At 28.8% G+C, this 26,169-nt stretch carries 28 protein-coding genes; all 28 read left to right on the top strand.

The features are described 5' to 3' along the window. Positions 1-15 precede the first annotated feature (15 nt). The 28 genes from FGL08_RS10450 to FGL08_RS10330 all read left to right on the top strand — a co-directional run bounded on the left by FGL08_RS10450 (position 16) and on the right by FGL08_RS10330 (position 26,139). Positions 16-360: a DUF6673 family protein gene (locus FGL08_RS10450; protein WP_138210737.1), complete on the top strand. Its 345-nt coding sequence runs from the start codon at positions 16-18 to the stop codon at positions 358-360. Then, positions 360-959, top strand: coding sequence for a bacteriophage Gp15 family protein (locus FGL08_RS10445; protein ID WP_138210736.1), 600 nt, complete (start codon positions 360-362; stop codon positions 957-959). Before FGL08_RS10450 ends, FGL08_RS10445 begins: the two co-directional genes overlap by 1 nt. A 54-nt stretch (positions 960-1,013) precedes the next feature. Beyond that, positions 1,014-1,163, top strand: a complete 150-nt coding sequence (locus FGL08_RS10440) for a Com family DNA-binding transcriptional regulator (protein WP_138210735.1) — start codon at positions 1,014-1,016, stop codon at positions 1,161-1,163. 52 nt (positions 1,164-1,215) lie between these two features. Beyond that, a complete protein-coding gene (locus FGL08_RS10435; RefSeq protein WP_138210734.1) occupies positions 1,216-2,910 on the top strand; it encodes a phage tail protein in 1,695 nt (564 codons plus the stop codon). Beyond that, positions 2,910-3,596, top strand: coding sequence for a distal tail protein Dit (locus tag FGL08_RS10430; RefSeq protein ID WP_138210733.1), 687 nt, complete (start codon positions 2,910-2,912; stop codon positions 3,594-3,596). The genes FGL08_RS10435 and FGL08_RS10430 overlap by 1 nt, the downstream gene beginning before the upstream one ends. Further along, a complete protein-coding gene (locus FGL08_RS10425; protein ID WP_171012051.1) occupies positions 3,596-4,807 on the top strand; it encodes a BppU family phage baseplate upper protein in 1,212 nt (403 codons plus the stop codon). The genes FGL08_RS10430 and FGL08_RS10425 overlap by 1 nt, the downstream gene beginning before the upstream one ends. 8 nt (positions 4,808-4,815) lie before the next feature. Next, on the top strand, positions 4,816-7,260 hold the full coding sequence (locus tag FGL08_RS10420; protein WP_171012050.1) for a phage tail spike protein: 2,445 nt from the start codon (positions 4,816-4,818) through the stop codon (positions 7,258-7,260). Then, the gene (locus tag FGL08_RS10415; protein ID WP_138210730.1) at positions 7,250-7,477 is read left to right on the top strand and encodes a hypothetical protein; all 228 of its coding nucleotides are present in this window, start codon (positions 7,250-7,252) and stop codon (positions 7,475-7,477) included. Before FGL08_RS10420 ends, FGL08_RS10415 begins: the two co-directional genes overlap by 11 nt. A 52-nt stretch (positions 7,478-7,529) precedes the next feature. After that, positions 7,530-7,733 carry a BhlA/UviB family holin-like peptide gene (locus tag FGL08_RS10410; protein ID WP_138210729.1) on the top strand — a complete coding sequence of 68 codons (204 nt, stop codon included), beginning with the start codon at positions 7,530-7,532 and terminating at the stop codon, positions 7,731-7,733. Between the two features lie 76 nt (positions 7,734-7,809). Then, positions 7,810-8,721: an N-acetylmuramoyl-L-alanine amidase gene (locus FGL08_RS10405; RefSeq protein ID WP_138210728.1), complete on the top strand. Its 912-nt coding sequence runs from the start codon at positions 7,810-7,812 to the stop codon at positions 8,719-8,721. Positions 8,722-8,987: 266 nt separating this feature from the next. Next, positions 8,988-9,674: a helix-turn-helix domain-containing protein gene (locus tag FGL08_RS10400; protein ID WP_138210378.1), complete on the top strand. Its 687-nt coding sequence runs from the start codon at positions 8,988-8,990 to the stop codon at positions 9,672-9,674. 11 nt (positions 9,675-9,685) lie between these two features. After that, positions 9,686-10,651 (top strand): IS3 family transposase, encoded by a 966-nt coding sequence (locus FGL08_RS10395; RefSeq protein ID WP_171012025.1) that lies wholly within the window; start codon positions 9,686-9,688, stop codon positions 10,649-10,651. Between the two features lie 466 nt (positions 10,652-11,117). Further along, positions 11,118-12,065, top strand: a complete 948-nt coding sequence (locus FGL08_RS10390; RefSeq protein ID WP_138210727.1) for a hypothetical protein — start codon at positions 11,118-11,120, stop codon at positions 12,063-12,065. 42 nt (positions 12,066-12,107) lie between these two features. Then, positions 12,108-13,421 (top strand): radical SAM/SPASM domain-containing protein, encoded by a 1,314-nt coding sequence (locus FGL08_RS10385; RefSeq protein WP_138210726.1) that lies wholly within the window; start codon positions 12,108-12,110, stop codon positions 13,419-13,421. A 1-nt stretch (position 13,422) separates the two neighbouring features. Continuing rightward, complete coding sequence (locus tag FGL08_RS10380) at positions 13,423-14,511, top strand: zinc metalloprotease (RefSeq protein ID WP_138210725.1); 1,089 nt, start codon at positions 13,423-13,425, stop codon at positions 14,509-14,511. A gap of 149 nt (positions 14,512-14,660) precedes the next feature. Further along, a complete protein-coding gene (locus FGL08_RS13700) occupies positions 14,661-14,783 on the top strand; it encodes a hypothetical protein (RefSeq protein ID WP_279232955.1) in 123 nt (40 codons plus the stop codon). A 38-nt stretch (positions 14,784-14,821) separates the two neighbouring features. After that, complete coding sequence (locus FGL08_RS13695; protein WP_279232956.1) at positions 14,822-14,944, top strand: hypothetical protein; 123 nt, start codon at positions 14,822-14,824, stop codon at positions 14,942-14,944. 37 nt (positions 14,945-14,981) lie between these two features. Beyond that, positions 14,982-15,104 carry a hypothetical protein gene (locus tag FGL08_RS13690; protein WP_279232955.1) on the top strand — a complete coding sequence of 41 codons (123 nt, stop codon included), beginning with the start codon at positions 14,982-14,984 and terminating at the stop codon, positions 15,102-15,104. 225 nt (positions 15,105-15,329) lie between these two features. Next, positions 15,330-17,237 carry an FtsX-like permease family protein gene (locus FGL08_RS10375; protein WP_138210724.1) on the top strand — a complete coding sequence of 636 codons (1,908 nt, stop codon included), beginning with the start codon at positions 15,330-15,332 and terminating at the stop codon, positions 17,235-17,237. Positions 17,238-17,263: 26 nt separating this feature from the next. Beyond that, positions 17,264-17,959 (top strand): ATP-binding cassette domain-containing protein, encoded by a 696-nt coding sequence (locus FGL08_RS10370; protein WP_138210723.1) that lies wholly within the window; start codon positions 17,264-17,266, stop codon positions 17,957-17,959. A 46-nt stretch (positions 17,960-18,005) separates the two neighbouring features. Next, entirely contained in the window at positions 18,006-18,287 is a 282-nt protein-coding gene (locus tag FGL08_RS10365) for a phosphopantetheine-binding protein (RefSeq protein ID WP_138210722.1), read from the top strand. A gap of 6 nt (positions 18,288-18,293) precedes the next feature. Beyond that, positions 18,294-19,487: a beta-ketoacyl-[acyl-carrier-protein] synthase family protein gene (locus FGL08_RS10360; protein ID WP_138210721.1), complete on the top strand. Its 1,194-nt coding sequence runs from the start codon at positions 18,294-18,296 to the stop codon at positions 19,485-19,487. After that, a complete protein-coding gene (locus FGL08_RS10355) occupies positions 19,487-19,927 on the top strand; it encodes an acyl-CoA thioesterase (RefSeq protein WP_138210720.1) in 441 nt (146 codons plus the stop codon). The genes FGL08_RS10360 and FGL08_RS10355 overlap by 1 nt, the downstream gene beginning before the upstream one ends. Before the next feature lie 22 nt (positions 19,928-19,949). Continuing rightward, positions 19,950-21,008, top strand: a complete 1,059-nt coding sequence (locus FGL08_RS10350) for a beta-ketoacyl synthase N-terminal-like domain-containing protein (RefSeq protein ID WP_138210719.1) — start codon at positions 19,950-19,952, stop codon at positions 21,006-21,008. Between the two features lie 141 nt (positions 21,009-21,149). Continuing rightward, entirely contained in the window at positions 21,150-21,884 is a 735-nt protein-coding gene (locus FGL08_RS10345; protein ID WP_138210718.1) for a 3-oxoacyl-ACP reductase family protein, read from the top strand. A gap of 1 nt (position 21,885) precedes the next feature. Continuing rightward, positions 21,886-25,068, top strand: coding sequence for a non-ribosomal peptide synthetase (locus FGL08_RS10340; RefSeq protein ID WP_171012049.1), 3,183 nt, complete (start codon positions 21,886-21,888; stop codon positions 25,066-25,068). 38 nt (positions 25,069-25,106) lie between these two features. Beyond that, on the top strand, positions 25,107-25,544 hold the full coding sequence (fabZ, locus tag FGL08_RS10335; protein WP_138210716.1) for a 3-hydroxyacyl-ACP dehydratase FabZ: 438 nt from the start codon (positions 25,107-25,109) through the stop codon (positions 25,542-25,544). Between the two features lie 37 nt (positions 25,545-25,581). After that, on the top strand, positions 25,582-26,139 hold the full coding sequence (locus tag FGL08_RS10330) for a 4'-phosphopantetheinyl transferase family protein (RefSeq protein ID WP_138210715.1): 558 nt from the start codon (positions 25,582-25,584) through the stop codon (positions 26,137-26,139). Positions 26,140-26,169 lie beyond the last annotated feature (30 nt).

Here is a 26,169-nt window from a genome sequence, read left to right as displayed (position 1 = left end):
AAAGGGGACAAGATTATGAAAATTAATGGAGTAGAATTACAAGATTTAGATATATTAGATGTAGAGGTGGCTGAAAAATACGAAAAGGCACTAGAAAACGTTGAAGATGTATCAAAAAATGTACAAGATATGAAAATATCTGAAAGTATAAGAACTCAATGTAATGCTATTTTTGAAGTATTTAACATTATGTTTGGAGAAGGCACTGATAAGAAAGTATTTGGTGCTGAAACTAATTTATTAACTTGTTTAAAAGCTTTTGAAGAGCTTGCAACCCAAATGAATGCTAAAAGTGTCGAGATGGAAAAACTAGCTAACAAATATTCTCCTAATAGGGCACAAAGAAGAAATAAAAAGTAATGAATATTCTTATAGATATTTTACCTACTACAGTAAATATAGAGGGGGAAGATTATGAAATTAATTCAGATTTTCGTACTTCTATTTTATTTGAACTTTTAATGCAAGACCCTGAATTAAACCATGAGAACAAGGTTATACAGGTATTACAGCTTTATTATTCAACAATACCTAAAAATATTAATGAGGCAATAGAGAAAATTCTATGGTTCTATAGGTGTGGTAAAGATGAAATTAAGTCTAAAAATAAAGGAGCAGGTAAGACTATACAGGTTTACTCCTACGAATATGATGATGACTATATTTATTCTGCATTTTTAGATCAATATGGAGTTGACCTTCAGGATATGGAGTATTTACATTGGTGGAAATTTAAAGCTATGTTTAAAAGTCTTAAAGAAGATAATGAGCTAGTTAAAATAATGGGTTACCGTGTTATTGATTTAGGTAAAATAAAAGATAAAGAGCAAAAGAATTATTATAAAAAGATGAAAGAGCTTTACAAAATTCCAACTAATATAAGTAAAAATGAAAAAGAAAAGCTTAATAAAATAGAAGAAATATTACTTAATGGTGGGGATTTAGATAAAATATTATAATATATTCTTAAGCATCTACTAGTTAGTAAGTGCTATTTTTATGTTTAAAAGTAGGTGGTTAATATTAAAGACATAAGATGCCCTTATTGTAATCAGTTACTTTTAAAAGCTGACTACATTAAAGGTGAAGTAAAATGTACTAGATGCAAAAAAATAATTAAATTAAAAGTTATACAGAGAACAGAGCCTAGAGCCACACTATAGAGTAGTGAGCCAGTGTCTGTCTTTTTATTTTATATAAAAGGCAGGTGAAAATATGAGTAATGCAGTGATTTTAGTAAATGTTAATATGAATATTCAAGCTGCTAAAGAAGCTGAAAAAGAAGTAGAAGGACTGGCTAGTAAATTAGGTAAACTAGCTAAAACAGGGTTAAAGGGTCTTACTGATGGTGTAATTGCTGCTGGAGGAGCATTAAAAAAATTATGGGACATAGGTGTCAAATGTAATAGTGATATGGGAAGCAATGTGAGCACTATAAAAAATGCTTTTAATTCTCTTGCAAGTGAAGCATTTGCACCCCTAGCTGATACATTAAAAGATACTGTATTACCTGCAGCTTTAGGTCATATTGATACATTAAGTAAAGAATTTAAAGAGAAAGGTATTACAGGACTTGTAGGGGCAATTGGGGAAATAGCAGCAAAGATGCTAAGTAATATATCTAGTAATTTACCTATGATTATGAACATAGCAATGGACATAATACAGAGTTTCATAGATGGAATAAAGGGTAATTTACCACAGATAGTAAGCTCGGCTATAAAAATTATCGTAAGTTTGGCAGAAGGAATTTTAACAATGTTGCCAAAGATATTGGAGTTAGGATTACAACTAATAATAGAATTAGCTAAGGGATTAGCGGAATCTATACCTACAATGCTACCTGCAATAATAGAGGTTGTTATAGGCATATGTGACATGATAATAGATAATATAGATACTATTATAAGTGTAGGTATAAAACTATTACTTGCGTTAATACAAGGAATAATGGATTCTTTACCAACCCTAATAGAACATATTCCAAGAATAATTAATTCATTTTGTGATGCTCTATTCTGTAATTTACCGACAATTTTAAAGGCTGGTGTAGATATATTATTAACTCTTATAAAAGGTATAATTGAAAGTATACCTACATTAATAGCTAATCTTCCACAGATTATCCTTGCTATAGTTAATGTTATGATGTTATACGATTGGATATCTGTTGGTAAAAATTTAATTCAATTTATAGGCAATGGATTTTCTTCTATGGGAAAAGGTCTATGTACCATAGCAAGTGATATAGCTAAATGGGTACACAATGCAATAACAAGTATATTTACAGGCGGCTTCAGTTGGGGAGGAAATCTTATCTCTAGTATAGGCAATGGTTTTTCAGCCATGAGTACTTTCTTAGCAGAGTCTGCAAGAGGTGTTGCAAGGTACGCATTAAGTGCCATTACAAGCATATTTACAGGTGGAGTTAATATAGGTAAAAATTTAATTTCAGGAATTTGGACTGGAATTAAGAGCATGCAACAATGGATTTTAAATAACATCTCTACATTTGCAGGATGTGTAATAAGTGGTATTAAAGGTTTCTTTGGTATACATTCACCATCAAGAGTTATGAGAGATCAGGTAGGAAAGTACCTAGCACAAGGTATAGGATTAGGATTTGAAGATGAATCTTCTGATTTAGAAAATACTATAGAGAAAGATTTATCTAGTTTAGTTGGTAAAATGCAAATGGCAGTAGATTATAATGTAGCAAGTACCACTGCTGGAATTGTTGCTAGCAGGAATATTCCAAGTGAAGTATCTACTGTAACACATAATAATGATAATGGATTAAATGTTAATATAGAAAGCTTTGTGAACAATAGAAAGCAAGATGTAAGAGAGTTTGCAGAGGAACTAGAATTCTATAGAGGAAAATTATCAGTAGGAAAAGGAGGAGTATAATGAAGGACGGATTTATATGGAAGGGCATTCATAGCAATGAAAAGAAGTTTAAAATCATATCACTTCCATCAATATCAACTTTTGAAAAGAGAGAAGATAAAATAATTGTTCCAGGCAGAAATGGATACCTTATTAATACTGATAATACTTACGAAGGAGAAGTAAAATCAGTTGAATATGATTACTTTGATGATAAATTTGACGATATAAAAAAGTGGCTCACAGGAAGTGGAGAAGTTATCTTTTCAAATGAGCCTGATAAATATTATAAAGCCAGAATAATTAATAAAATAACTTTAGATCAAGTATTAAAAAAGTTTCATAGTGGAGTAGTCCAATTTGAGTGCCAACCTTTTGGATATTTCATAGATGGAAAGGACTCTTTGGAATTAGAAAAACCAACTAGCTTACACAATCCAGGTACTATATATTCGGAGCCAACTTTAACTATCTGGGGAACAGGAGATATAACCCTAGAAATAAATACAGAAACTATTAAATTAACTGGTGTAAATGAATATATAACATTAAATTCTGAATTAGAATTATGTCATAAAGAGAAAATACACAATCAAGGATTTAGAATGTATGGAGAATTTCCTAGATTTGAAGTAGGGGAGAATAAAATAAGCTGGAAAGGTGACGTATCTAAAGTTGTAGTAGAACCGAAATGGAGGTGTTTATAATGGCTAAAAGTATATATAATTTACCAATAGATATTAAAAAAGAAATATACGATAAAATAACAGTAAAACAAGAAGATACTAAATCAAGATATTTAAATATAACCTTAACTGATAACAGCCTGCCAATAGATTTAACAGGACATACAGTTAAGATTTTTATTTTAAAACCTGATAAATCTAAAATATTTAATAATGTAAAAGTTTTAAATCCTAAAGAAGGAAAAATAGAAGTTGAATTAACTACACAAGCATTACTTCTACCAGGAGATATTAATTTAGAGTTAGTGATCTACGGAAGCGACAATAGTATATTAAGTTCAAAAATACTTTCTATATGCATAGAGAAGAAATTGCGAGATGATAAAGTCATAGAAAGTACCAATGAATTTGGGGCACTTGGAGATGCGCTTACAAAATTAGGACAATGGGAAGGCATGTTCCAAAGCAAATATGACAATGTGGAAAATAATTATAAAAAAGACTTAACTTATGTTAAAAATCGCTTTGTAGATAAAACTAATCCAGTTATGAACAATTCAGCATTAGTACAAACAGCTGAAGGTGGAGATTCTGCCATACGTGTTAAAAATAATAAAGGTTCTATGAGAATGGTAACATCAAACGGAGTTTCATATCTTCAATCAGAATGGGTTGGTAAGGAACCTTCACCAACAGAATTAAGGATAACTGGGGATGCATCTAGCAATTTAAGCAATTTGGATTTAAAAGCGGATAATGTAAATATTAACGGCGATAAGTTAAATGCGAGAAGTTGGAAATTATCCCAAGCTAGTGATAACACTGGAACCATATTAACTAATTTATTAGCAAATAAAGAGTTAAGGTTAGGTAATGGTGGTAATGTTGCATATGGGGATAAGTTATTAGCTTTCCAAGATGATATTGTTAAGGTAGATAATCCAACAAAAGAATCTACAAGAATAACTATAGCAGGTAAATTTGTAATAGTTAGATATACCTTGAAAACTTCAGTTGATACAGGAAATCAGTTAAATGGAGCATATTTTGCATCGTTTAGTAACATCAATGCATATATGTCTCAGTGCTTGGGCGGATTTGGAAGTGTTGAAAATGGTATAGAACGTATTCAAGTAACACCAGGTGGAGGTAAATTTACAGCATATATAGTTAGTAATGTAAATAGTTTTAGTGGAAGAACCGTTTATGTTACATTATATGGATTGAAGTAGGTGATATTTTGATAAGTTTATATAATGCTAATGAAGTAGACTTTAATCATAATGGAACTATTATAAAGCCTACTGCATGCAAGGTTACAGAGGAGTTAAATGGTATATTCGAGTTAGAATTAGAACACCCATTAGATAAGGAAGGCAGATGGGAAGAGCTATTAGAAGAGAATATAATTAAAGCAAGTACCCCAAGGGGAGACCAGTTATTTAGAATTTATAAAAAAGTAAAGACAATGTCTAGTATATTAATTTATGCTAGGCATATTTTTTATGATTTACTTGATAATATGCTAGTAGATGTAAGAATAAAGAACTTAAAAGGCAATGAAGCTATAAAATCCATTTTTAATAATACGTTAAACCCAAATAAATTTAATGTATCTAGTAATATTCTAAAAGCTTCTACAGCTCATTATTCTATGAAAAATCCTGTGGAAGCTTTATTATCTGATAATGAAAACTCTTTTTTAAATTCTTGGGGTGGAGAACTTCTTAGGGATAATTTCAATATTCATATGGATTTTAAAATAGGCATTAATAATGGGGTTAGAATTAAGTATGGAAAGAATCTTTTAGGAATTAAAGAAGATTTAAACCTAGATACAGTTGTAACAAGGATAGTTCCATTAGGTTACAATGGGATAATGCTAGATAAAAGTAAACCTTATGTAGATAGTCCTTTAATAAATATTTACGGAAATATAAAGACTAAAGAAATAAAATTTGATCATATAAAACTAAAAGAAGATGCACAAGAGGGGGAAACTGGATATACACTTCAAGAAGCTAGGAAAAAGCTTATAGAAGAGTGTAAAAAGATTTTTGAAAATGGTCTTGATAAACCAGCAGTATCCTATGAAGCAGACTTTTTATTATTAAGTGAAACAGAGGAATATAAGGATTATAAAGTCTTAGAAAATGTAAATCTTGGAGATACAGTAACCATACAACATAAGAAATTAAATATAGATCTACAATCTAGAGTAATTGGTTATGAATACAATTGTTTAACTAAGAACTTTAATAAGCTAAACTTAGGTAACTTTTTAGGGGATTATATTAAATCTACTAATCAAATTTTAAGAAAAGCTGAAAAGATATTTAATGATAATGGAACTGTAAATCCAAATCAATTACAAGGGGCAATTGATTTTCACCAAGTAAAAATGAAGGCCATGAAGGATGTAGCTAAGCCTCAAGATGTTCTAGGAATAATATTCGAGGATAGGTTAATAGGAAGCAAAACTTATGGAGCCATGGCACTTGGAACTATGGGATTTATGATTGCAGATAGTTTTAAGCCAGGTACAGATGAATGGGATTTTAGAACCTTTGGTACTGGATCAGGATTTACTGCTGACTTACTTAATGCAGGGATATTACAGAGTTTAGATGGAACTATGAAAATTGATCTAGACAATGCAAGATTTTTAATGTATGAATTTGGCAAACGTGCCATTGAACTAAAAAATAACAGTGTTGTATTTTACGACTGGGAAGGTACAGAAGAAGTTGGAAAGTTATATTCAGCACAAATGGTGGATAATCCTAAACAAAAAGGCATTGACTTAGCTTGTGAACCTGGTAGTTTTTTATCATTATCTCATAAGCCACGCGGAGAATCTTATTATAAATCATATATGACTTTTGATAATAAGGCATTACAAGAACCGTTTCCAATAAAGTTCAATGAATCATTTAATGTAGGAGATGTTTCTCAATATTGGTGGGATTGGAAAACGAAAGATATAGACGCTATTATGTATTCATCAGATGATGGTACCTTATGTTTAGGCCATAATCATAAAAAGAATATATGCCTAGGAACATACTGGATAGGTGATAAATTCTTATCCCCTACACTTGAGATTAAAAATCCTCGAAATGATAAGTATGGCTATGGTATGTGGGTTTATCAGAGTGCTTGTGCAGATAAGGATTTACATGTTAATGGCAACTTCACCGTAGCTGGACAAAAGAACTGTGTTCAAAAAACTAAATTCTATGGTGATATAACATATAACTCCTATGAAACTCCTGGTTCTTGGCTAGGAGATTATTACTTTGGATCTATAGGAGAAGATGGTGTATGTTATGTAGAATTAAATGATAAATTTATTGAAAGTGTAAATACAATTATTAAATATCATGTTATTTCATCTATATACAAAGGCAAAATAAATGAAATAGAAACTTTGGAAAGGTTCGTGAAGGTAACAGGAACTCCAGGAACAGAATTCTCTTTAAATATAATTGCAAAAAGGCGTGGCTTTGAAAGTGTAGAGAATGAAAGTATAGCTACTAGAGAAATACAAAGCTATGAGGATATTGTACCTGTACAACCTTACCCAGAAGATGATGATATATTAGAAGAATCAGTAAAAAAAGAAGTAGAAGAAACTTTTAAGAGAGAAAAATTATTTATGGAGGAGATTATATATGATAACTAAAATAACAAGCATTTCTATTATTAATACAAGTGTAGGAGATAGGGTAGCATATACCTATACTACACTAGACGATGAAGGTAAAATATACAAGGAAAATGTTAAGGGCGATTTTGTGGCATTTAATAAAGAAGTGCTAGATCATGTAGTAGCAATAAAAGAATATGTAAAAGAAAATAAAATAAATAAAGAACTTAATAAAACAGAAGAAGATAAATAATAAAAACTTAGGTATAAAAAATCTAAATATTTTATTATTTAGTGAGGTGCATATGGAAAATCAAATTTTAAAATATCTTTTAACTCAAGGAGCTTTTGCAGGATTATTTACTTACTTGCTATTTTATGTACTCAAAGAGAACTCTAACAGGGAAAATAACTATCAAAATATAATCCAAAAGCTAACTGATAAGTTTAATTTATTAGATGATGTAAGTAAAAAGGTAGATAAAATAAAAGAAACATTAGATAAATAAAGCCAAGATTATATATCTTGGTTTTTTATTTAATAATCCATTTTATGTGAGGTTATGATTAAGGGAGGAATGTATTATGAAAATAGCAGTTGATACAGGGCATACTCTTACAGGTTCAGATACTGGAGCACAGGGCAATGGATTAAGAGAAGAAGTTTTAACTAGAGAGGTAGGAAAGTATCTTATACCTAAATTAAGAGCATTAGGTCATACAGTAATAGAATGTGCATTAGATAATGCGAGTACTCTAGTTCAAAGTTTATCACATAGATATAGCACTGCTAATAACAATGATGTAGATCTATTCATCTCAATACATTTTAATTGCTTTAATTCATGTGCATATGGAACAGAAATATATACATGGAAAGGAAAAGAAACATATAGGTCAGATGCAGTTTTAAAGAATTTAGTTTCTTTGGGTTTTAGCAATAGGGGAATAAAAGATGGTTCTAAATTAGCAGTTATTAAAAATACAAAAGCTGAATCCATGCTTATAGAGGTGTGTTTTATAGATAGCTCTACGGATATAGCAATATATAAAAGTCATGGTCCAGAGAAAATAGCAGATGCTATAGTAAAAGGTTTAGTAGGAGAAAGTGCAAGCACTGAAGCACAAAAACCAGTAGAGTCTACATCACAAATAGGATCTAAAAAGACATGGGAAATTAATATTCAAGGGGATGTAGTAAGAAGTTTACAAGAGGAATTAAATAAGCAATTTGGTGCAGGAATTAAAGTAGATGGATATGCTGGGGACAATACTGTAAATAAATTAATTACTGTAAGACAAGGTGCAAGAGGTAACATAAGTAAGGTAGTCCAAGAACTTTTAATAAGGAAAGGTTACAGTGTAGGAAGTTATGGAGCAGATGGAGTTTTTGGACAAGGAACATATAATGCAATTCTGCAGCTACAGAAGAAAAATGGACTTTCACAAGATGGAATTGTAGGGAAAAATACATGGAAGGTACTTTTAAAGAAGTAGTAAAAATAAGTAATATATAATAGCATATAAATCTTACAGTTATTTGATACAGAATAATTTATACTGAGTTTGTAGTATTTAGTAATTATCTTATTAAATAAACATTTGATAAAAATTATCAAATGATGTATACAAAAATTACAAGTAATGTTATAATTAACTTATGAAATTAGTCCCCTAAAATATATGAGGTAGTTGTGGTTTTGATATGATCCCTCTAAAGTAGACACGGTAAATAACCAAATCTATTTTGGAGGGATTTTATTATGTCTAGATCACGTTATTCAGCAGAACAAAGAATAATGGCTGTTGAAGATTATTTAAGTGGAAGAAAAAGTATGCAACAAATATGCTTAGGCCTTGGAATTTCAAGTCGTGAAGCAGTACGACGATGGGTACTTTTATATCAAATTCATGGAGCCACAGCATTTGATACAAGCCAAAAGAATAAAAGTTATTCTAAAGAATTTAAAATCAAGATTGTTGAAGAATACATTGCTGGAATCGGGTCAGTCACAGAGCTTGCTGCAAAATATAATATTCCAGGAGTTAATACCCTACAACAATGGATTTTGAAGTATAATAGCGATATGGAACTCAAAGATTATGATCCAAAACAGGAGGTCTATATGGCTGAAGCAAGAAGAAAAACAACATTTAATGAGCGTAAAGATATCGTCAAATATTGTATTGAACACAAAAGAGATTATAAAGCTACTGCTGAAAAGTATGATGTTTCCTATAGTCAAGTTTATAATTGGGTACATAAATATGATGCAGTCGGAGAAGAAGGATTAACAGACAATCGTGGACGTCATAAATCAGATGAAGAAGTAGATGAACTTGAAAAACTTCGTCGTGAAAACAAACGTTTAAAGCGACAGCTTGAGGAAAGGGATATGACGGTAGAGTTGTTAAAAAAAGTGAAGGAATTCGAAAGGAGGCGATTCTAGCCAAGGGAAAATTGGAGCCTAAATATCTTACTATCCAGTATTTCAATCAAGAAAAGAACTGGGATGTAAGTTGTATGTGTCAGCAATTAAACGTTTCTCGTGCTGGTTACTATAAGTGGCTTCATCGTGAAAAGACTGCAGATGAATTGGAAAATGAACAAATAGCTTTATGGATTAAGGAATACGATGAAAAATTCAAACATACCTTGGGATACCGCCGAATGCGTAACTATATCAATCGTGATAAAGACAAGCATTATAGTAGACGAAGAATTCAACGAATCATGCATGTATTAGGCGTTAAATCAGTAATTCGTAATCATAAAAAACCTTATCGTCATTCTACTCCAGAAACAACGGCAGGGAATGTTTTACATAGAGAATTTGAGGCTGCAAAGCCTAATGAAAAATGGGCAACTGATGTAACAGAATTCAAAGTACCAACGAGCAATAAAAAAGTGTATTTGAGTGCTATCTTAGATTTTTATGATAGATCTGTGGTGTCTTATGTATTAAGTAATCGAAATGACAATAAGCTTGTATTTGATACTTATGATTTAGCTTTGTCAAAGAACCCCGATGCTATGCCGATGTTTCACAGTGACAGAGGATTTCAATATACAAGCAAAGTATTTCAAAAGAAGCTTCAAGAACAGGGAATGACGCAATCAATGTCACGAGTTGGGTGTTGTATTGACAATGGACCAACAGAAGGCTTCTGGGGAATCATCAAATCAGAAATGTATTATATATCTAATTTCAGCACGGAAGAAGAACTAAGACAGGCAATAGCAGAATATATCGAGTACTATAATTCTGGAAGGTATCAGGAACGTTTTGATAATCTGACACCTATGGAGATTAGAAATGCTGCTTTACAGTCAAAGCAACCTAAACAATATCCGATTCCAGAGAATAAGCGTATACAAGCTTATAAGTCAGAATTAGAAGCAAAGAAACAGAAACAAATCGCATAAGAAATGCGATCAGAAAAGTGGTCGCATCATCTTATACATTTTTAATTATTTTACCTGTCTACTTGACAGGGGTCAGTTCATTTATGCCACAACTACCTCATTTTTTATTTATAAAACCTACAAAATTGTAAAAAAAAGAAGTAAATTTATTTTTTACAATATATGCTTTTAATAATACATTATTAAAAAAATTAACAGGAAATCATTAGAATTTTACTTAACTTTTAGAATTTCCTATCGATAAACATAATAATAGATATTTTCACATTTTCTGATAGATAATTCATGAATAATTTATGAAGAATATCTAAATAATCTACAAAATGTAAAGTGTTATTGTGATATATGGAAAATAAAAGTACATTTTTTAAAATTTTTGCAGGAAAATAAAAGAATATATAGAATAAAAAAAGTATAACAATATATATTTTTTAGAATTAAATTTTGGCGAAAGTAGGAGAAGAAAATGTTAAGTTGTGATATAGCAACAGTGACAAGTATATTGAAAAATGTAAAATACGAAGAGGCAATATTGGTAGGCGGACTTGGTAATATTTTATATAGAACTTCCTATAATAAACATAATATGTACATGGCCAATGGGAGAGGGGTCATGCTAGTTGATGAATTATTAGATAAGTTACAAGTAGCATATAAAGAATTAACAATGGATGAATTATATAAATTAAATAAGAATGATTATAAAAATGTATTAATAATTACACCTATACAATTAGTGGATCATATAGAAAAAATCAATAAAAAAGCAAGTCAATTTTTAAATACTTACTCGACTTTTAGGTTAGTAGACATAGAAAAAGATACTATTATATTAGAATTAGCTTCAGATGTAGAAGAAGTATATAAACGAATAAACAAGGAGCAATTAGAAATAATAGAATCTTTAAAAGTTATGCCTTTGGATATAAATATTAAGTATATATACATAGAAAATGATTATGAGTTTAGACAGGATAAAATAAACCTGCAAATAAATAAGTCCGTAGCACGATTTTTAAATTCAGAGCAAGTTAATGAAGAGGAATATGGTTGGTGGAAAGGTGATGTTTTTTATGAAAAATTATTTCATAGTATCAAGGAATGGGAATCTCACCAAATAAAAGTTATAAAGTTTATTTTATATCAAAGCTTATTATCTGGAAGTTCTTTTTTCTATAGAAAGGAATTTAGTGAGGCATTAGATTTACTAGAATTGCAGGATACCTCACCTATATCCCAATTAGAGGAAGCGGCTAAGAATTGGAGAAACTTAGGAAGGCATTTAAAAAATCATCTTGCAGAACAAAAGGATATAGACTTTGATTATGTGGAGCAGCTTATTAAAAATATTAAATATAATGAACTAAGTTCATTTAAAAATTTACAAAAACAGCTTGTTTATATTACTAAATAGATTAATGGGGAATCTAAAATTAATATTAAAAGGAGAAGTAACATGCTTTTTAAAATAGAGGATAACATATGGTTTGATAATAACAAAATGTTAATTTTAAGGGGGAATTACTCAGAAGATAAGTATGAAGAATATATCAGTGAGAGTCCAGATATTAAAATAAAAAATAGATTTAATGAGAAATGGAGACCAACAATAACATACTTATCCGCTGTAAATTGTAATTTAAAATGCAGTTATTGTTATGCCGATGAGGGAACTTATGGGGATCATCATAAAAAGAAATATTTTACGGCAGAAACTTATATAGAAACATTTGACCATTTCTATAAAATGTTTGATGGGATTAAAGCAGTATCTTTCTTTGGTGGAGAGCCATTATTGAATTATAAACATATTAAGAAGTTTGTGGAATACATACATAATAATTATCCAAAAGAATGTATACCAGAATTCGGTATCAATACAAATGGAACAATAATTAATAGTGATATTAAAGAGTTTCTGGACAAGTATAAAATTTCTATGGGTACTAGTTTAGACGGAAATAAAAGCTTAAATGATTTTAATAGAAAAGGTGACGGTATTCCAAGTGTGTATGATAAGGTGGTAGACACATTAAACTATTTGGAAGATTTAGATGTGCATAAAATTATACAATTTACATTAACTAAGGTACATGTTGATGAATATGAACCTGGAAAGTTAAAAAAATGGTTATCAGAATTAGAAAAGTTAAACATAGAGGCCTATGAAATTATTCCTGTAACAAGTAATAATAAAGAATTGAAAATTGATATAAGCGATGAAAAAGTTCTAACAAAGTTTAAGAGTATGTGTGAAGAAATGGCGGATTACTATTTAGGCAAAATTGCTTCTGGAAAAGCAGAAAAAGTTCCAAGAATGTTTGTTGGAATTTTGATGAGAATTATTCAACGAGAATATCATCAAGATTGCTCTGCAGGATATTCCTTTACCATTACACCTGATAAGATTATATATCCATGTCACTGTTTTTCTGATAAAAAAGAATTTGCTTTGGATTTCAGTGAACTTTTAACAAAAAACGATTTTATGAATAATAAACGATTTTATGAAGCTAGATTAGCTACAAGAGAACAAGTTTCAGAATGTAAAGAATGTATAGCTAAAAATGTTTGTGGAGCATGGTGTAAAGGATTAACATTTGTTGAGACTGGAAGCCTAGAATCTGTGCTAGAAGCAAGATGTATAATGGTAAAAATTTTAGTTGAAAAGATAGTTAAATTTTTGGTCAGTGAATACCCTAAAAATAAGGAAAATATAAGAAACAACATTATTAAATATAATAATAATGCATTAAGGAGAATAATATAAGGTGAAAATAAAATCGGAAGTAGAATATAAAGTTAATAATACGATTTTAGGTAAACAGCTTATTGTTGGTATTCGCAAAAAAAATAGTTTTATAAAATTTGATAAAAGTCATATTGACTCCACAATATCATTAATTGATAAGTTAAAAGAAAACGAAATAGAGGAAAGTATGGAACTCTTAACCCCTGTACAAAAACAAATAATAGATGGTTTTGAAAAGATAGGTTATTTAGATAATGGTGTAGAGGTAAAAGAATCCTTTAATGAATTTAATAAGATAGGTAAAAAGATTATTGAAATCTCACCTAAAAACTTTCAAAAGTTAAAGTTTAATTCTTATACTAAATTTTTTATATTTTTCACAATGTTAACTACGCTATGTTTATTAGGAGTGGCCTTAAACAAGCAACATATACCAAAAACTATTGATTATATTAATATGAGCATACCAGAAATTATATTTTCTATAACATGTTTTCCAGTATTAATATTAGGATTACATGAAATAGGACATTATATTATGGCTCAATTTATGGGGATAAAAGTTACTAAAATGACATTTGGTTGGTTTGTTATATATCCTATTGTATTGGTTCAATATGAAGGTATGCATTTTTACTCTCTTAAAAGAAAACTTACTGTAATTATAGGTGGAATTTATGGAAACTTTTTATGGGGAACCATTGGACTAGTTATTAAAGCTATGATGCCAAATCAACAGAATATCCTATTGGATTTATGGATTACATCTCACTTTGCATGTATTTTAACTAATTTGAATTTGTGGGGAATGACAGATGGCTATTTCCTTGTTACTTCCATAACAGGAATTATGAATTTAAGATTTAAAGGTTATAAGTTTTTAAACAATTTATTATGTAACAAAAAACAACATATGGACAAGCAACATGCTATTTGCGGTGTAATGCTTTTAGCCTTGTTTATATTAGGGTTTATCAATATATCTTTTCAAATAGTTTATGTATTTACGTTATTTTCAATAAACAAAATAATAATGATAGGCTTTATTATCCTTTCAATTAGTTTCTTATCTATTAAGTTTATACTTAGAATAATAAAAGCTTTTTAAAGATTTAAGATAACTAAAGCTTATAGGAATGTTTTTTAGAAATTTGTTAAGTTAGAAAAACTTAACCATAGGTTTGCAATCTTAAAAAATTTATATATTACAAATATGAATTTTCTTTTAAGATACATAATTAAGGGGGGTGAAATAGCATGAAAGACAACAAGAAGATTAATAAAGAGTTAGAACAACCAGAATTAAAAGTAGAAGTATTCGAGGAAATCGAAGATATCGTAACAGCTAACTGGACAGGTTGTGCAAATTGCTGTAATTAATGTCACACTACTTAATAAAGTAAGGGGGTGAAAATAGCATGAAAGATAATAAAAATACTAATAAAGAATTAGAGCAACAAGAATTAAAAGTAGAATTATTCGAAGAAATCGAAGAAATCGTAACAGCTAGTTGGACAGGTTGTGCAAGTTGCTGTAGTTAATACCACATTATTGAATAATTTATGGAGGTGAAAATACATGAAAGACAATAAAAAGATTAATAAAGAGTTAGAACAACCAGAATTAAAAGTAGAAGTCTTTGAAGAAATAGAAGATATTGTAACAGCTAACTGGACAGGTTGTGCAAATTGTTGTAATTAATAACAACTATATAAACATAACAACTAAAGCATTACTTCTAAACTTGTATATAGTTTAAGAATTTATATAGTAAATTCATACTTATTAAATACTAAAATTAAAGGTTTTTTATGAAAATTAAACATGTTTATCGAACAAAATTATAATTTACTAATATGCATTAGATAAACATGTTTGTTTTCTATAATAAATTTTAAGGGTTTATAAAGGAGGTGTGGTGGACGCTTGAAACAGTTAGTCTTACAATTAAGCAAAAGTAGTATTAAAGAAAGAATGGCAGCATATATCACGAACATACTAAACATTACAATAATTACCACGTTCATAATGGTTATATTAGAGTTACAAAGAATCCAAGCGGATATAAAAACTGTATCTAAAGATGAAAATTTAGCTAAGTTTACCGCAGTGTTAATTTGTATTTCCGTAGTAATTATTATTTTTACCTTATGGATAATATGTATTGTACATAAGACATTATTTATGCAGAGACAAAATTTTAATATTAATTTAAAGTTAGCTGGAATATCAAGTAAGAAACTTAGTCAAATCTATATATTAGAAGCACTTTTTATGCAACTACCAGTTATACCTATAGCCATAATATTAGAGCAGATTTTATATTATTTTATGGCAACTTATTATGAATTTCATATGAAATTTATCCCTATAAGTATGGTGCTCGTAGGAATATTAGCCCATTTGGTTATTATTAGTATATGCCTTATGTTTACTATGAGGAAATTAGCTAAGTTTGATGTAGTTGAGAAAATGAGAGGTAAGAAAAGTACAGATAGTTTAAAAACCATGGGTAAATTGGAATTTATTAAATTTATTATAGGGTGCACTGCCATGGTAGCTAGTCTCATTTTTAAACTTATTACTAAATCACAGGATAATACAATCATAAATTGCGTGCAAATAGCAGGTGCCTACTTATCCTTTGATGCTATTTTAATATTTATGCAGTATATCCTAATGTGGATTGGAAAAACAATCAAAAGTAGGACACTTGTATTAGCACAAATGAATATTTTAGGATACTACAAGAAAACAGAACCTATTATGGTAACACTAATAATAGGTATTATGTTAAGTGTAGGACTTAATGGTATGTTTTTAACATGTAGAGAGATAGGTAGAAAAACTGTAGAACAAAATGTTTATTTTAAGGATCTAATTATATACCAACGTTATAATAAAAAAGTTACTCAACCAGATTTAGAAAATATGATTTATGCTATAGACCCAGATGCTCAAGCAGCATTTTCATTTGGACTAAAAGTTTTAGATAGCGAAGGTGTAAAAAACGAAATTACAGGAATAGATGAGGGGTATCTTAAATATGGGGAAAAGATGGAACTCGTAGATGGTACAGATATTTCTAAAGTTATTAATGATGAGAATTGGGATGGGATTTTATTACCAGAATATTTTATATCCGAAAAAAAATTAGGTAAAAAGTATAAGGTTTCATTAAATGGAGAAGCATTAGAGTTTACAATAAAAGGACGTTTTATAGCAAATGGATCTAGAGGGCGTTATGGATTTGTAAGCAAGGCATACTTACAAAAACAGCTAGGTTTTAAGGGACTTGTTAACATGATTCATTTGAAGAAAGGTAATCAAATTTTATTAGATAAACTTCTTAAGTATGAAAATTCACCTAATATAGATCATATATCCAAAACAGATATAGCTAACAATAGCTATGAAAATGCTATAAAAGGAACAGAGATATTTGAGATAGGAGCTTTCTGTATAATACTTTGTGCCTTATTAATGTTAGTTAATTACTTTACAATCATATCTAAACAAAATAATTTGGATGTAGCAAGATTTAGGGCTATGGGAATGAACAAGAAGTTTATGATAAAAACCTATATTACTGAAATTTTAAGTATAGTTACGCAATCAAGCATAATTGGATTAGTATTTGCGTACATCTTTGAATCAGTAGGTGTAAAAATGGTATTACCATATATAGATGTTGTAATAGAGCCTATTATGCCTGTTCAATATGTAATAATGATAATAATAATGGTATTAGTTATAAGTATTATTATCATGTTAAATACAATAAAAGATTCATTAGGTAATAAGTATATTGGTTTTTTAAAATTTAGAGATTAAAGCATAAGTTGAAGAGGTGAATAAATATGAAAGGTTTCGATGTACAGACATCTAATGTTTCTTTTAGTGTAAAAGAAGGTAATGTAAAGAGGAATATATTAGATGATATAAGTTATAATTTCGAGGGCAATAAGATAACAACTATAGGAGGACCATCAGGTTCTGGAAAGACTACATTATTATATGCACTTGCAGGGATACTTAATATAGATAAAGGTGATGTGCGTATTGGAGAAAAATCTATATACGGTATGTCTTTAAAAGAAAGGGACGATTTTAGATTACATAATATAAGTTTTATTTATCAAAATCTGAATCTTTTCTCCTTTATGAATGTGGAACAAAACATACTACTACCATTTATGTTAAGAAAAGAAGAAGTTAATGAAAAGGTTAGAGAAAAGATGGATTATTATCTAGACCTTATGGAACTGGGGAATATTAAGAAAAAAGATATTCAATCTTTATCTGGTGGGGAACAGCAACGTATAGCTATAATCAGATCTATTATAGCAGATATGAAACTTATTTTAGCCGATGAACCTACAGGAAACTTAGATAAGCAAAATACAATAAAATTTATGAAATGCTTAACAAAGATTAAAGAGGATAGTGATACTACCATTATTATAGTAACACATGATGAGAATGTGTATGATTTTGGGGATAACAAATTAAAGCTTGATAATGGACAAATAGCTGAAAAGAACGCAAAGCAATAATATATTAATAACAACTATAAATGTATGAAAGGAACTGAGTGATAATATGACACATAACCAATTTAAAAAAGAAGTTTTAGAAATGATAATTGATGAATTAGGATTAGAAGATATTAATGTGGAAGAAGTTAATTATGATGCACCATTATTTATGAGTATAGATGAGAATGAAGAAGGATTAGGTCTTGATTCAGTAGATGCACTGGAGATAGTAGTAGGAATTAAGAAAAAATATAAACTTAAAATTACAGATGAAGATAAGAATGTATTAAAAAGTATTTCTACTATTGCTGAGTATGTACACTCTCACATGATAAAGGAGGAATAAAAAGAAATGGAGAAAGGGGGAGGGAGAAGAGTAGTAGTAACATCAATTGGGGTATTAAATAGTAATGGAAACACAACAGAAGAATTTTTTAGAAACTGTATGCAAGGTAAAGTGGGAATTGATAAATGTACAATATTCAATACAGAAAAATTAAGAACAGATTATGTAGGGGAAATAAAAAAAAGTTTGCCCTATGAAATAGATAAAGATAAACAGGAAACAAGAGTAACAAGCATTTTTAAGGATTTAGTAAAGCAAATGCTTGAAGATAGTAATTTATCAGTAGAAGACATACAGAAGTTAGAGGAAAGAGCGTGTATGTCTATAGCAACATCAGTTGGATCAAATGATTATATTATAGGCTATGTAAAACATAATTTAAAAGATTGTTTAGTTAATAATAATTTCTCCCAATTTGCTAGTATTTGTGGAGTAAATGGTCCATGTTATACGAATACATCAGCCTGTGCAGCAGGAACATCAGCTGCGGGTACAGCCTATTCTTTGATTCATTCAAATAGGGCAGATTTAGTAATAGTAGTTGGAATGGATCCTCTTACAGAATTCTCTTGCTACGGTTTTCATTCATTGCAGAATATGAGTGATAAACCTTGCAAACCTTTCGATAAAAACCGAGATGGTATTAATATAGGTGAAGGTGGTGCTATTTTTATATTTGAAGAATATGAACATGCCCTTAATAGAGGAGCTAAAATATACGGTGATATATGTGGATATAGTATAGGAAATGATGCATACCATTCAACTAGTCCTGATCCAACAGGGGAAGGTGCCTTAAGGGTGATGAAAAATGCACTTACTCAGGGTGGAATAGATGCAGAGAAGTTAAATTATATTAATGCCCATGGAACTGGAACTTTATTAAATGATGAAATGGAATTAAAGTCAATATCAGGCTTAGATAAGCAAGACCCAATCTATGTATCATCAACAAAATCAATGGTAGGACATTGTCTAGCTGGAGCAGGAGCAATTGAGCTCGCAGCTACATTATTAAGTGTTTATCATGATGTGGTTTTTCCTACAGCTACTTTGGAAGAGAGCCAATTAACTTATGATAATATTAATCTAATTAAAAATAAAGGTATATATGAGAAAGTAAACTATGCCTTATCAAATTCATTTGCATTTGGAGGTAATTCAGCAAGTATATTGGTAGGAAAGGGTAAGGACACATAATGGGTGAGAAATATATAACTTATGAGCATAAAGTATATCCAAGGTTTGAAGATACAGATGCATATGGAATTATACATCATAGCAGATATTTAACATATATAGAAGAGGCAAAAATAGCTTTTTTAAGTGATAAAAAGATGTTTGATAGTGACGTAATTGATGAAAAGGGAGGAAAATTTCCTGTATTAGATCTATATATCAAGTATATAAAAGCTGTCCATTATAAAAGTAAAGAACCTATATTAATTAAGTTGAAATTTATTGCAGTGGAAAATATAAAAATTAAATTTAAATTTAAATTATTTTATGAAAATCAAAAGATTGTGGTTGGGGAAATGACACATGTATATATAGATTCTAATGACAAATTAAGATTTGATATACCAGAAAAGATAAAAAGTAGGTATGAGACCATATTAAATGAAAAAATAGAAACTTAATTAATGAATAGGAGAATTATATATGAACAAAATCAGTATTATAGGGATTGGCGGTATTACTGCTTTAGGAACGGATATAAATGATATATGGGAAAAGTTAAAAAGCGACGAAGAAGTCAATATAGACTATGAATGTGAATATAATATTCCTTTAGTAATTAAGAAAAATCTTTTAAGAAGAATGGATAGATTTTCACATATGGGAGTTTATGTTACAACAAAAGCAATTGAAGATCTTAAGGAAGATTTAAGTAGTATTCCTAAACAGCGTATTGGAACTATATTCTCAACGGGATATGGACCTATGAAAACAAATATAGAATTTTGTAGACAAGTAGTTGAAGATGAACCGGATTTTTGTAGCCCAACAGTATTTTCAAATACTGTTGCAAATGCATGTTTAGGACACATATGTATGTTATTTAAATTCACTGGAGTAAGTACTATGCTCATGGGAAGTAATAACATAGGATATTCAGTAATGCTTATGGAGGAAAATAAGGCAGATTACATTGTAGTGGGAAGTATAGAAGAGCCTGATAGTGAATTAATTAAAGCTTTTAAGTCACGACAAGAGTTAAGTTATCCAATATCTGAGTGTGCATTGGCTCTTATACTTAAAAGAGAGGGTTGTTCAGAAACAAATAAGGGATATTGTAATATTGAAACATTTTCTGAATGTAATTTAGGAATACATCCTTTTAAAAAAATATTAGATAGTCATAGTATAGAATATAAAATTAGGCGCACAATTGAAAATACTATAAAACAATCTATAGATAAGAAAATTGATGCAATTATTTGTTCAGGAGATCCAATATGCATTAACAACCATGAAATTAAAACAATAAATCAATTAGTACCTGAATGTAAGGTAGTAGATAAGACTAAAGAATTATTTGGAGAAACCTTAGGAAGCACATTAAATTTAAATGTTGCCATAGCAGCCTTATGTATAAAAAATCAGCTAATTCCAAAGTCAATTACAAATACTAATCAAGATATTAAAAATCCTAAGCAAATATTAGTTTGTGGATATGATATATCAGGTAATTATACAACAATATTGGTAAGCAAATAGAAAGAATTGATTCAATTCTTAGAAAGTTAATTAATGCAAGAGGGGCTAATATAAGGTATGAGAAGTTAGGATGTTTTGGAGTTTATTTTAAAAGATAATTACTCTTTGTATTAATGTAAGGTATAGAAAGTAGGGATAATTATGTTAGAAAATAAAAATGTAGTAATAACAGGTGGCTCTAAAGGAATAGGTAAGGCTATAGTAGAAGCCTTTATTCAAAAAAAAGCTAACATCATTTTTACATATAATAATTCAGAAGAAGAAGCAAATTCAATAATAGAACAAAATGCAAATTATAAACATTTACTAAAGGCATATAAATTAGATGTTACCAATAGTACTGAAATTTCAACATTTGAAGAGTATATAGAAGAGCTTATCCCTAATGTAGATATTTTAGTTAATAATGCAGGTATAGTACATGATGATTCATTTATATTTATGGACAATCTTAAGTGGGATAGTGTGATTAAAACTAACTTATATGGCTGTTTCTATATATGTAAGGCTATACTTCCTATGATTTCAAGTAAAAAAGGAGGAAGTATAATCAATATTAGTTCAACATCTGCAGTAAAAGGGGCACCAGGACAAAGCAATTATTGTGCTTCTAAGGCAGGAATTATAGGATTAACGAAATCACTAGCAAGAGAATTTGCTAAAAAAAATATTCGTGTAAATGCTGTTGCGCCTGGGTTTATTGATACTGATATGATTGATACGGATAATAAAAAAATACAAGAAAGTATTCGAGAAATATCAATGAAAAGGTTAGGTAAACCTGAAGAGGTAGCTAATGTAGTAGTATTTCTTGCAAGTGAGGCAGCATCGTACATAACTGCACAAACAATAGTTGTAGATGGAGGAAGAGTATAAAGTGGATAATTTCTTATTAAATCAAGAAAAATATTGTAATAATGATTTTTTGAATGAATTTAATAGGAATTCAGTTATTTATGATACAAAGTTAACACTGATAGACTTATTTAAAAATGCAGTTACCTTGTATGGTAATGATATTGCTTTAAGAGATATAAATGGAAGTTTAACATACTTAGAGTTGGATAGAAAATCAGATTGTATTGCTATGAATATACTAAGAAATAATCTTGTTATGCCTGAAGTTATAGCTATTAATATGAAAAGGAGTAAGGAATATATAGTAACCATGCTAGGTATTTTAAAAGCTGGAGCAGCCTATATGCCATTAGATGAAATATATCCAGAAGAGAGAATAAGATATATGATGGAGAACAGCAATACAACAATGGTTATAGTGGATAGTAAGGAAAAAATTTATACAGATAATGCAATTAAGTATTATCCTTATTTAGAAATAAGTTATATAAGAAATGAAGAGGAAAAAGTAAATATAAGTTCTAAACTATCAAGTCAATCAAATGCATATGTGATGTATACATCAGGTTCAACAGGAAAACCAAAAGGTATAATCATAACACATCAAAATCTAGTAAGTTTATTCTATGCATGTCAAAAAGATATATTGGATATTCATAATCAAGTAAGATTGAATTTTGCAGTAATCGCACCATTTGTATTTGATATAAGTCAAGCCATGGTATATTTAAGTCTGTTTCATGGAAATGTATTACATGTCACTCCTAATGAATGTAAAAAACATGGCCAAGCATTAATTGAATATTATAACAAATATAATATTCATATTAGTGATGTTACACCTAGTCATTTAAGACTTATTGCTGATTATTTAGAAAGTGAACCATTAAACTACTTATGTGTTAAACATTTAATTACTATAGGAGAAACATTACCACTTAATCTTGCAAAAAGGATAGTTAAGTTAGCTTTAGATAAAGATTTTATATTAACTAATACATATGGTCCAACGGAATGCACAATATTGGTTACCAAATACAAAGTAAACAAAAGAATCATAGAAGATCTTCAAAATGTTCATATTGGAACACCAATAGGGAATTCGAAAATTTATATATTAGATGATAAAAAAGAAATTTGCCCAATAGGTGTAGAAGGCGAAATATATATTAGTGGAGATTGTGTGGGAAAAGGATATATAAACAATGATAAATTAACGAAACAAATATTTACTTGCGATATATTTGATGGAAGCAAGACGATGTATGCTAGTGGTGATATTGGAAAATGGACAATTGATGGAAATATCGAGTATATAGGTCGTAAGGATAAACAAATAAAAATAAATGGACATCGTGTAGAATTAGAAGAAATTCAATACCGAATAGAAATGTATCCTGGAGTTAAGGAAGCTAAGGTGCTCGTAGATAAGAGCAATTCATTAGAAAGAATAGTTGCATATTTCATAGTAATAAAGCCAATAGAAATAGATCAATTATTAAAATATATTAAAAAACATTTGCCATATTATATGATTCCTAGTCATATTACGCAAATAGAAACTTTTCCGTATAACAACAATGGAAAAATAGATGAAAGAAAATTATTAACATATAATACTAAAAGTACATATTCTTATTTAGATCAAAATTATTCTCATAATCAAAGACAAATACTTAAAATATGCGCAAATATTCTAGGGAAAAGTTATATTACATTAAATGATAATTTTTTTGAATTAGGGGGAAGTTCTATAGATTTACTTATGTTTAGTATAGAGGTAAATAAATACTTTAAAGTTAAGGTATTTATTCATAAATTATATGCAGCTAAAAATATAGGTGAATTTGTAACGTATATAGAAGAATTAAAAGATAAATCTATAAATAAGGTATCGGTGGCAATAAAATCACAAGATAAAACAAAATATATAAATGTTTTGCAAGGTCAAAAAATAATACTAGACAAAGAAAGTAAGCTAGTAAAAAAAGGAATAAAACATACTCAATATGAAGGAATAACACTTATATATATTGTAAAAGTAAACAAATACATTAATTATGACAGATTAAAAAGTGCAGTAACATTAGTTATAGATAAACATGGAATATTAAGAACAACTTTTACTAAAGAAAAAAATAAATATTATATGAAAGAACATACTCATTCAATAGATTATATTCGAAGAATAGATATTACTGAATCATGTCCTACAGAGGATTATAAGAATTATCTTAATACTTTAGAAATGAATCATCTTCCATTATTTGAGGTTATATTACTTGAAAAAAAAGAACAACAAAAGATACTAATTAATGTACATCATGCAATTATTGATTTTATATCAATAAGTATCTTACTTAAAGAAATTTTTCGTGCATATGAAGAAGGTTGCTTAGAGGAAATTGATACAAGCTATTTTGATTATATACAAAGATGCAATATGAAAAAGAACATAAACAATAATGAATTTTGGAAGAATGCTATTGAGAATAGAGATGGAATCACCTACATACCAGCAGATATAGAAGGTGAAGACTATTTTTGTTATGAATTTATAAATATACCAGTTGAAATACAAAAATATATAGAGCTATTAAGTAGGACATATAACGTAAGTGAATATAATATTTTATTAGGTATTTTTGGATTATTAGTTTCTATTTATACAAAGAGAAAAGACATTATAATTGGCACTTATATACCAGGAAGAGATTATGATACGCATAGTGAAACAATAGGAATGTTCACAGTGGCAGTTCCAATTAGGATGTATATAGATTATGATAATACATTTAATAAGTGTATTGATAATTTAAAATCATACTTGATTAAGGTGTTTGAAAATCAAGATATTACCTTGTCTGAAATATATAAAAATATGTCATTTGAGGAAGTGCTAAAGGGAGAACTCTTTACTATATTATTTAATTATGAAAGTATGCTGAAAAATCATCCTTGTTATAAAGAATATAGGGTAGATGTAAATACTATTAATTATAATCCAGATATTACTGATAAAGATATATATTTTGGAATAGTAGAAGAAACAGATAATCTAAGAATAGAGTTAAAATATAATAAAAAAAATCATTCAAAAGAAAAAATGAATAAATTTATCAAAGATTATTTTAACTTGATTAAATGCATTGCGGAAAGACCAGATGTAAAAATACGCAGTATATTAAAAGAAACACAATAGATAATTTAAATAATTAGTTTGAGAGAAAGGAAATAAACATGCAAGAAATATTAGATTTAATACCTCATAGATATCCATTTTTATTAGTAGATAGGATTTTGGAGGTAGTACCAGGGAAGTTTGCTAAAGGTATAAAAAATGTAAGTTATAATGAGCCTTATTTTCAGGGACATTTTCCTAATAATAAGATTATGCCAGGAGTTCTAATTATTGAAAGTCTTGCTCAAATGTGTGCAATTATGTATGCAACAGATATAGACAAGCAGAGTGATAATATAAATGTAGCTGATAAAATAGGTTATCTTGCTATGGTTAAAAACATGAAATTTTTTCAAAATGTTGTACCAGGTGATCAATTGTTATTAGAGGTAAAATTAGATACACAGATAGGTAACTTATTTAATATTAAAGCTAAAGCATTTGTGGATAATAAGAAAATTGCCTCAGGAATATTAGTAGTATCTAAGAAAGATTAGATATTTTCACGTATATGTAAGGAGAATTATTCAATAAATGCAAATATATATATATGATAAAAAAAACAGTTACATAAAAAATAGTACTTTAAAAAGTAAGGTAATTAAAAAAATAATAGGCATCAATGAAGAGAGGGAAATTTACAAATCCAAGTATGGGAAACCGTATGTGCCTAATTATCCTAATATATATTTTTCAATTAGTCATTCATATGATTATTGGGTAATGGTGGTTAATGATTACCCTATAGGAATTGATATAGAAAAAAAAAGAGATATTAATTCTTTTGATGAAATCATACAACTTTTACACAAAGATGAAGAAGAATATTTATCTATTCATCGTAAGGATTTTTTCAAAGTATGGTGTTTTAAAGAAAGTTATTTAAAGTTATTGGGGGTTGGACTTAATATTCCTCTTAAATCTTTTTCAGTAGTACAAGAACAAAAATTTAAAAAATCAATAGGGATGTTTTCATTAAGATGTCTTTATATAGTTGAGGGATATGAAATAGTTATATGTACTAAAAAAGAATATGATAAAAATGAAATAGAAGTAATAGACGTTAATAAATTTTTGAAAGATAAAAAATAAATTATTATTTTTTAATATATATGTACATAG

This window comes from Hathewaya histolytica (assembly GCF_901482605.1).
In the GTDB taxonomy this organism is placed as follows: domain Bacteria; phylum Bacillota; class Clostridia; order Clostridiales; family Clostridiaceae; genus Hathewaya; species Hathewaya histolytica.
Note: the sequence above shows the minus strand (reverse complement) of the source record. Positions and strands in the feature narration are given on the sequence as shown.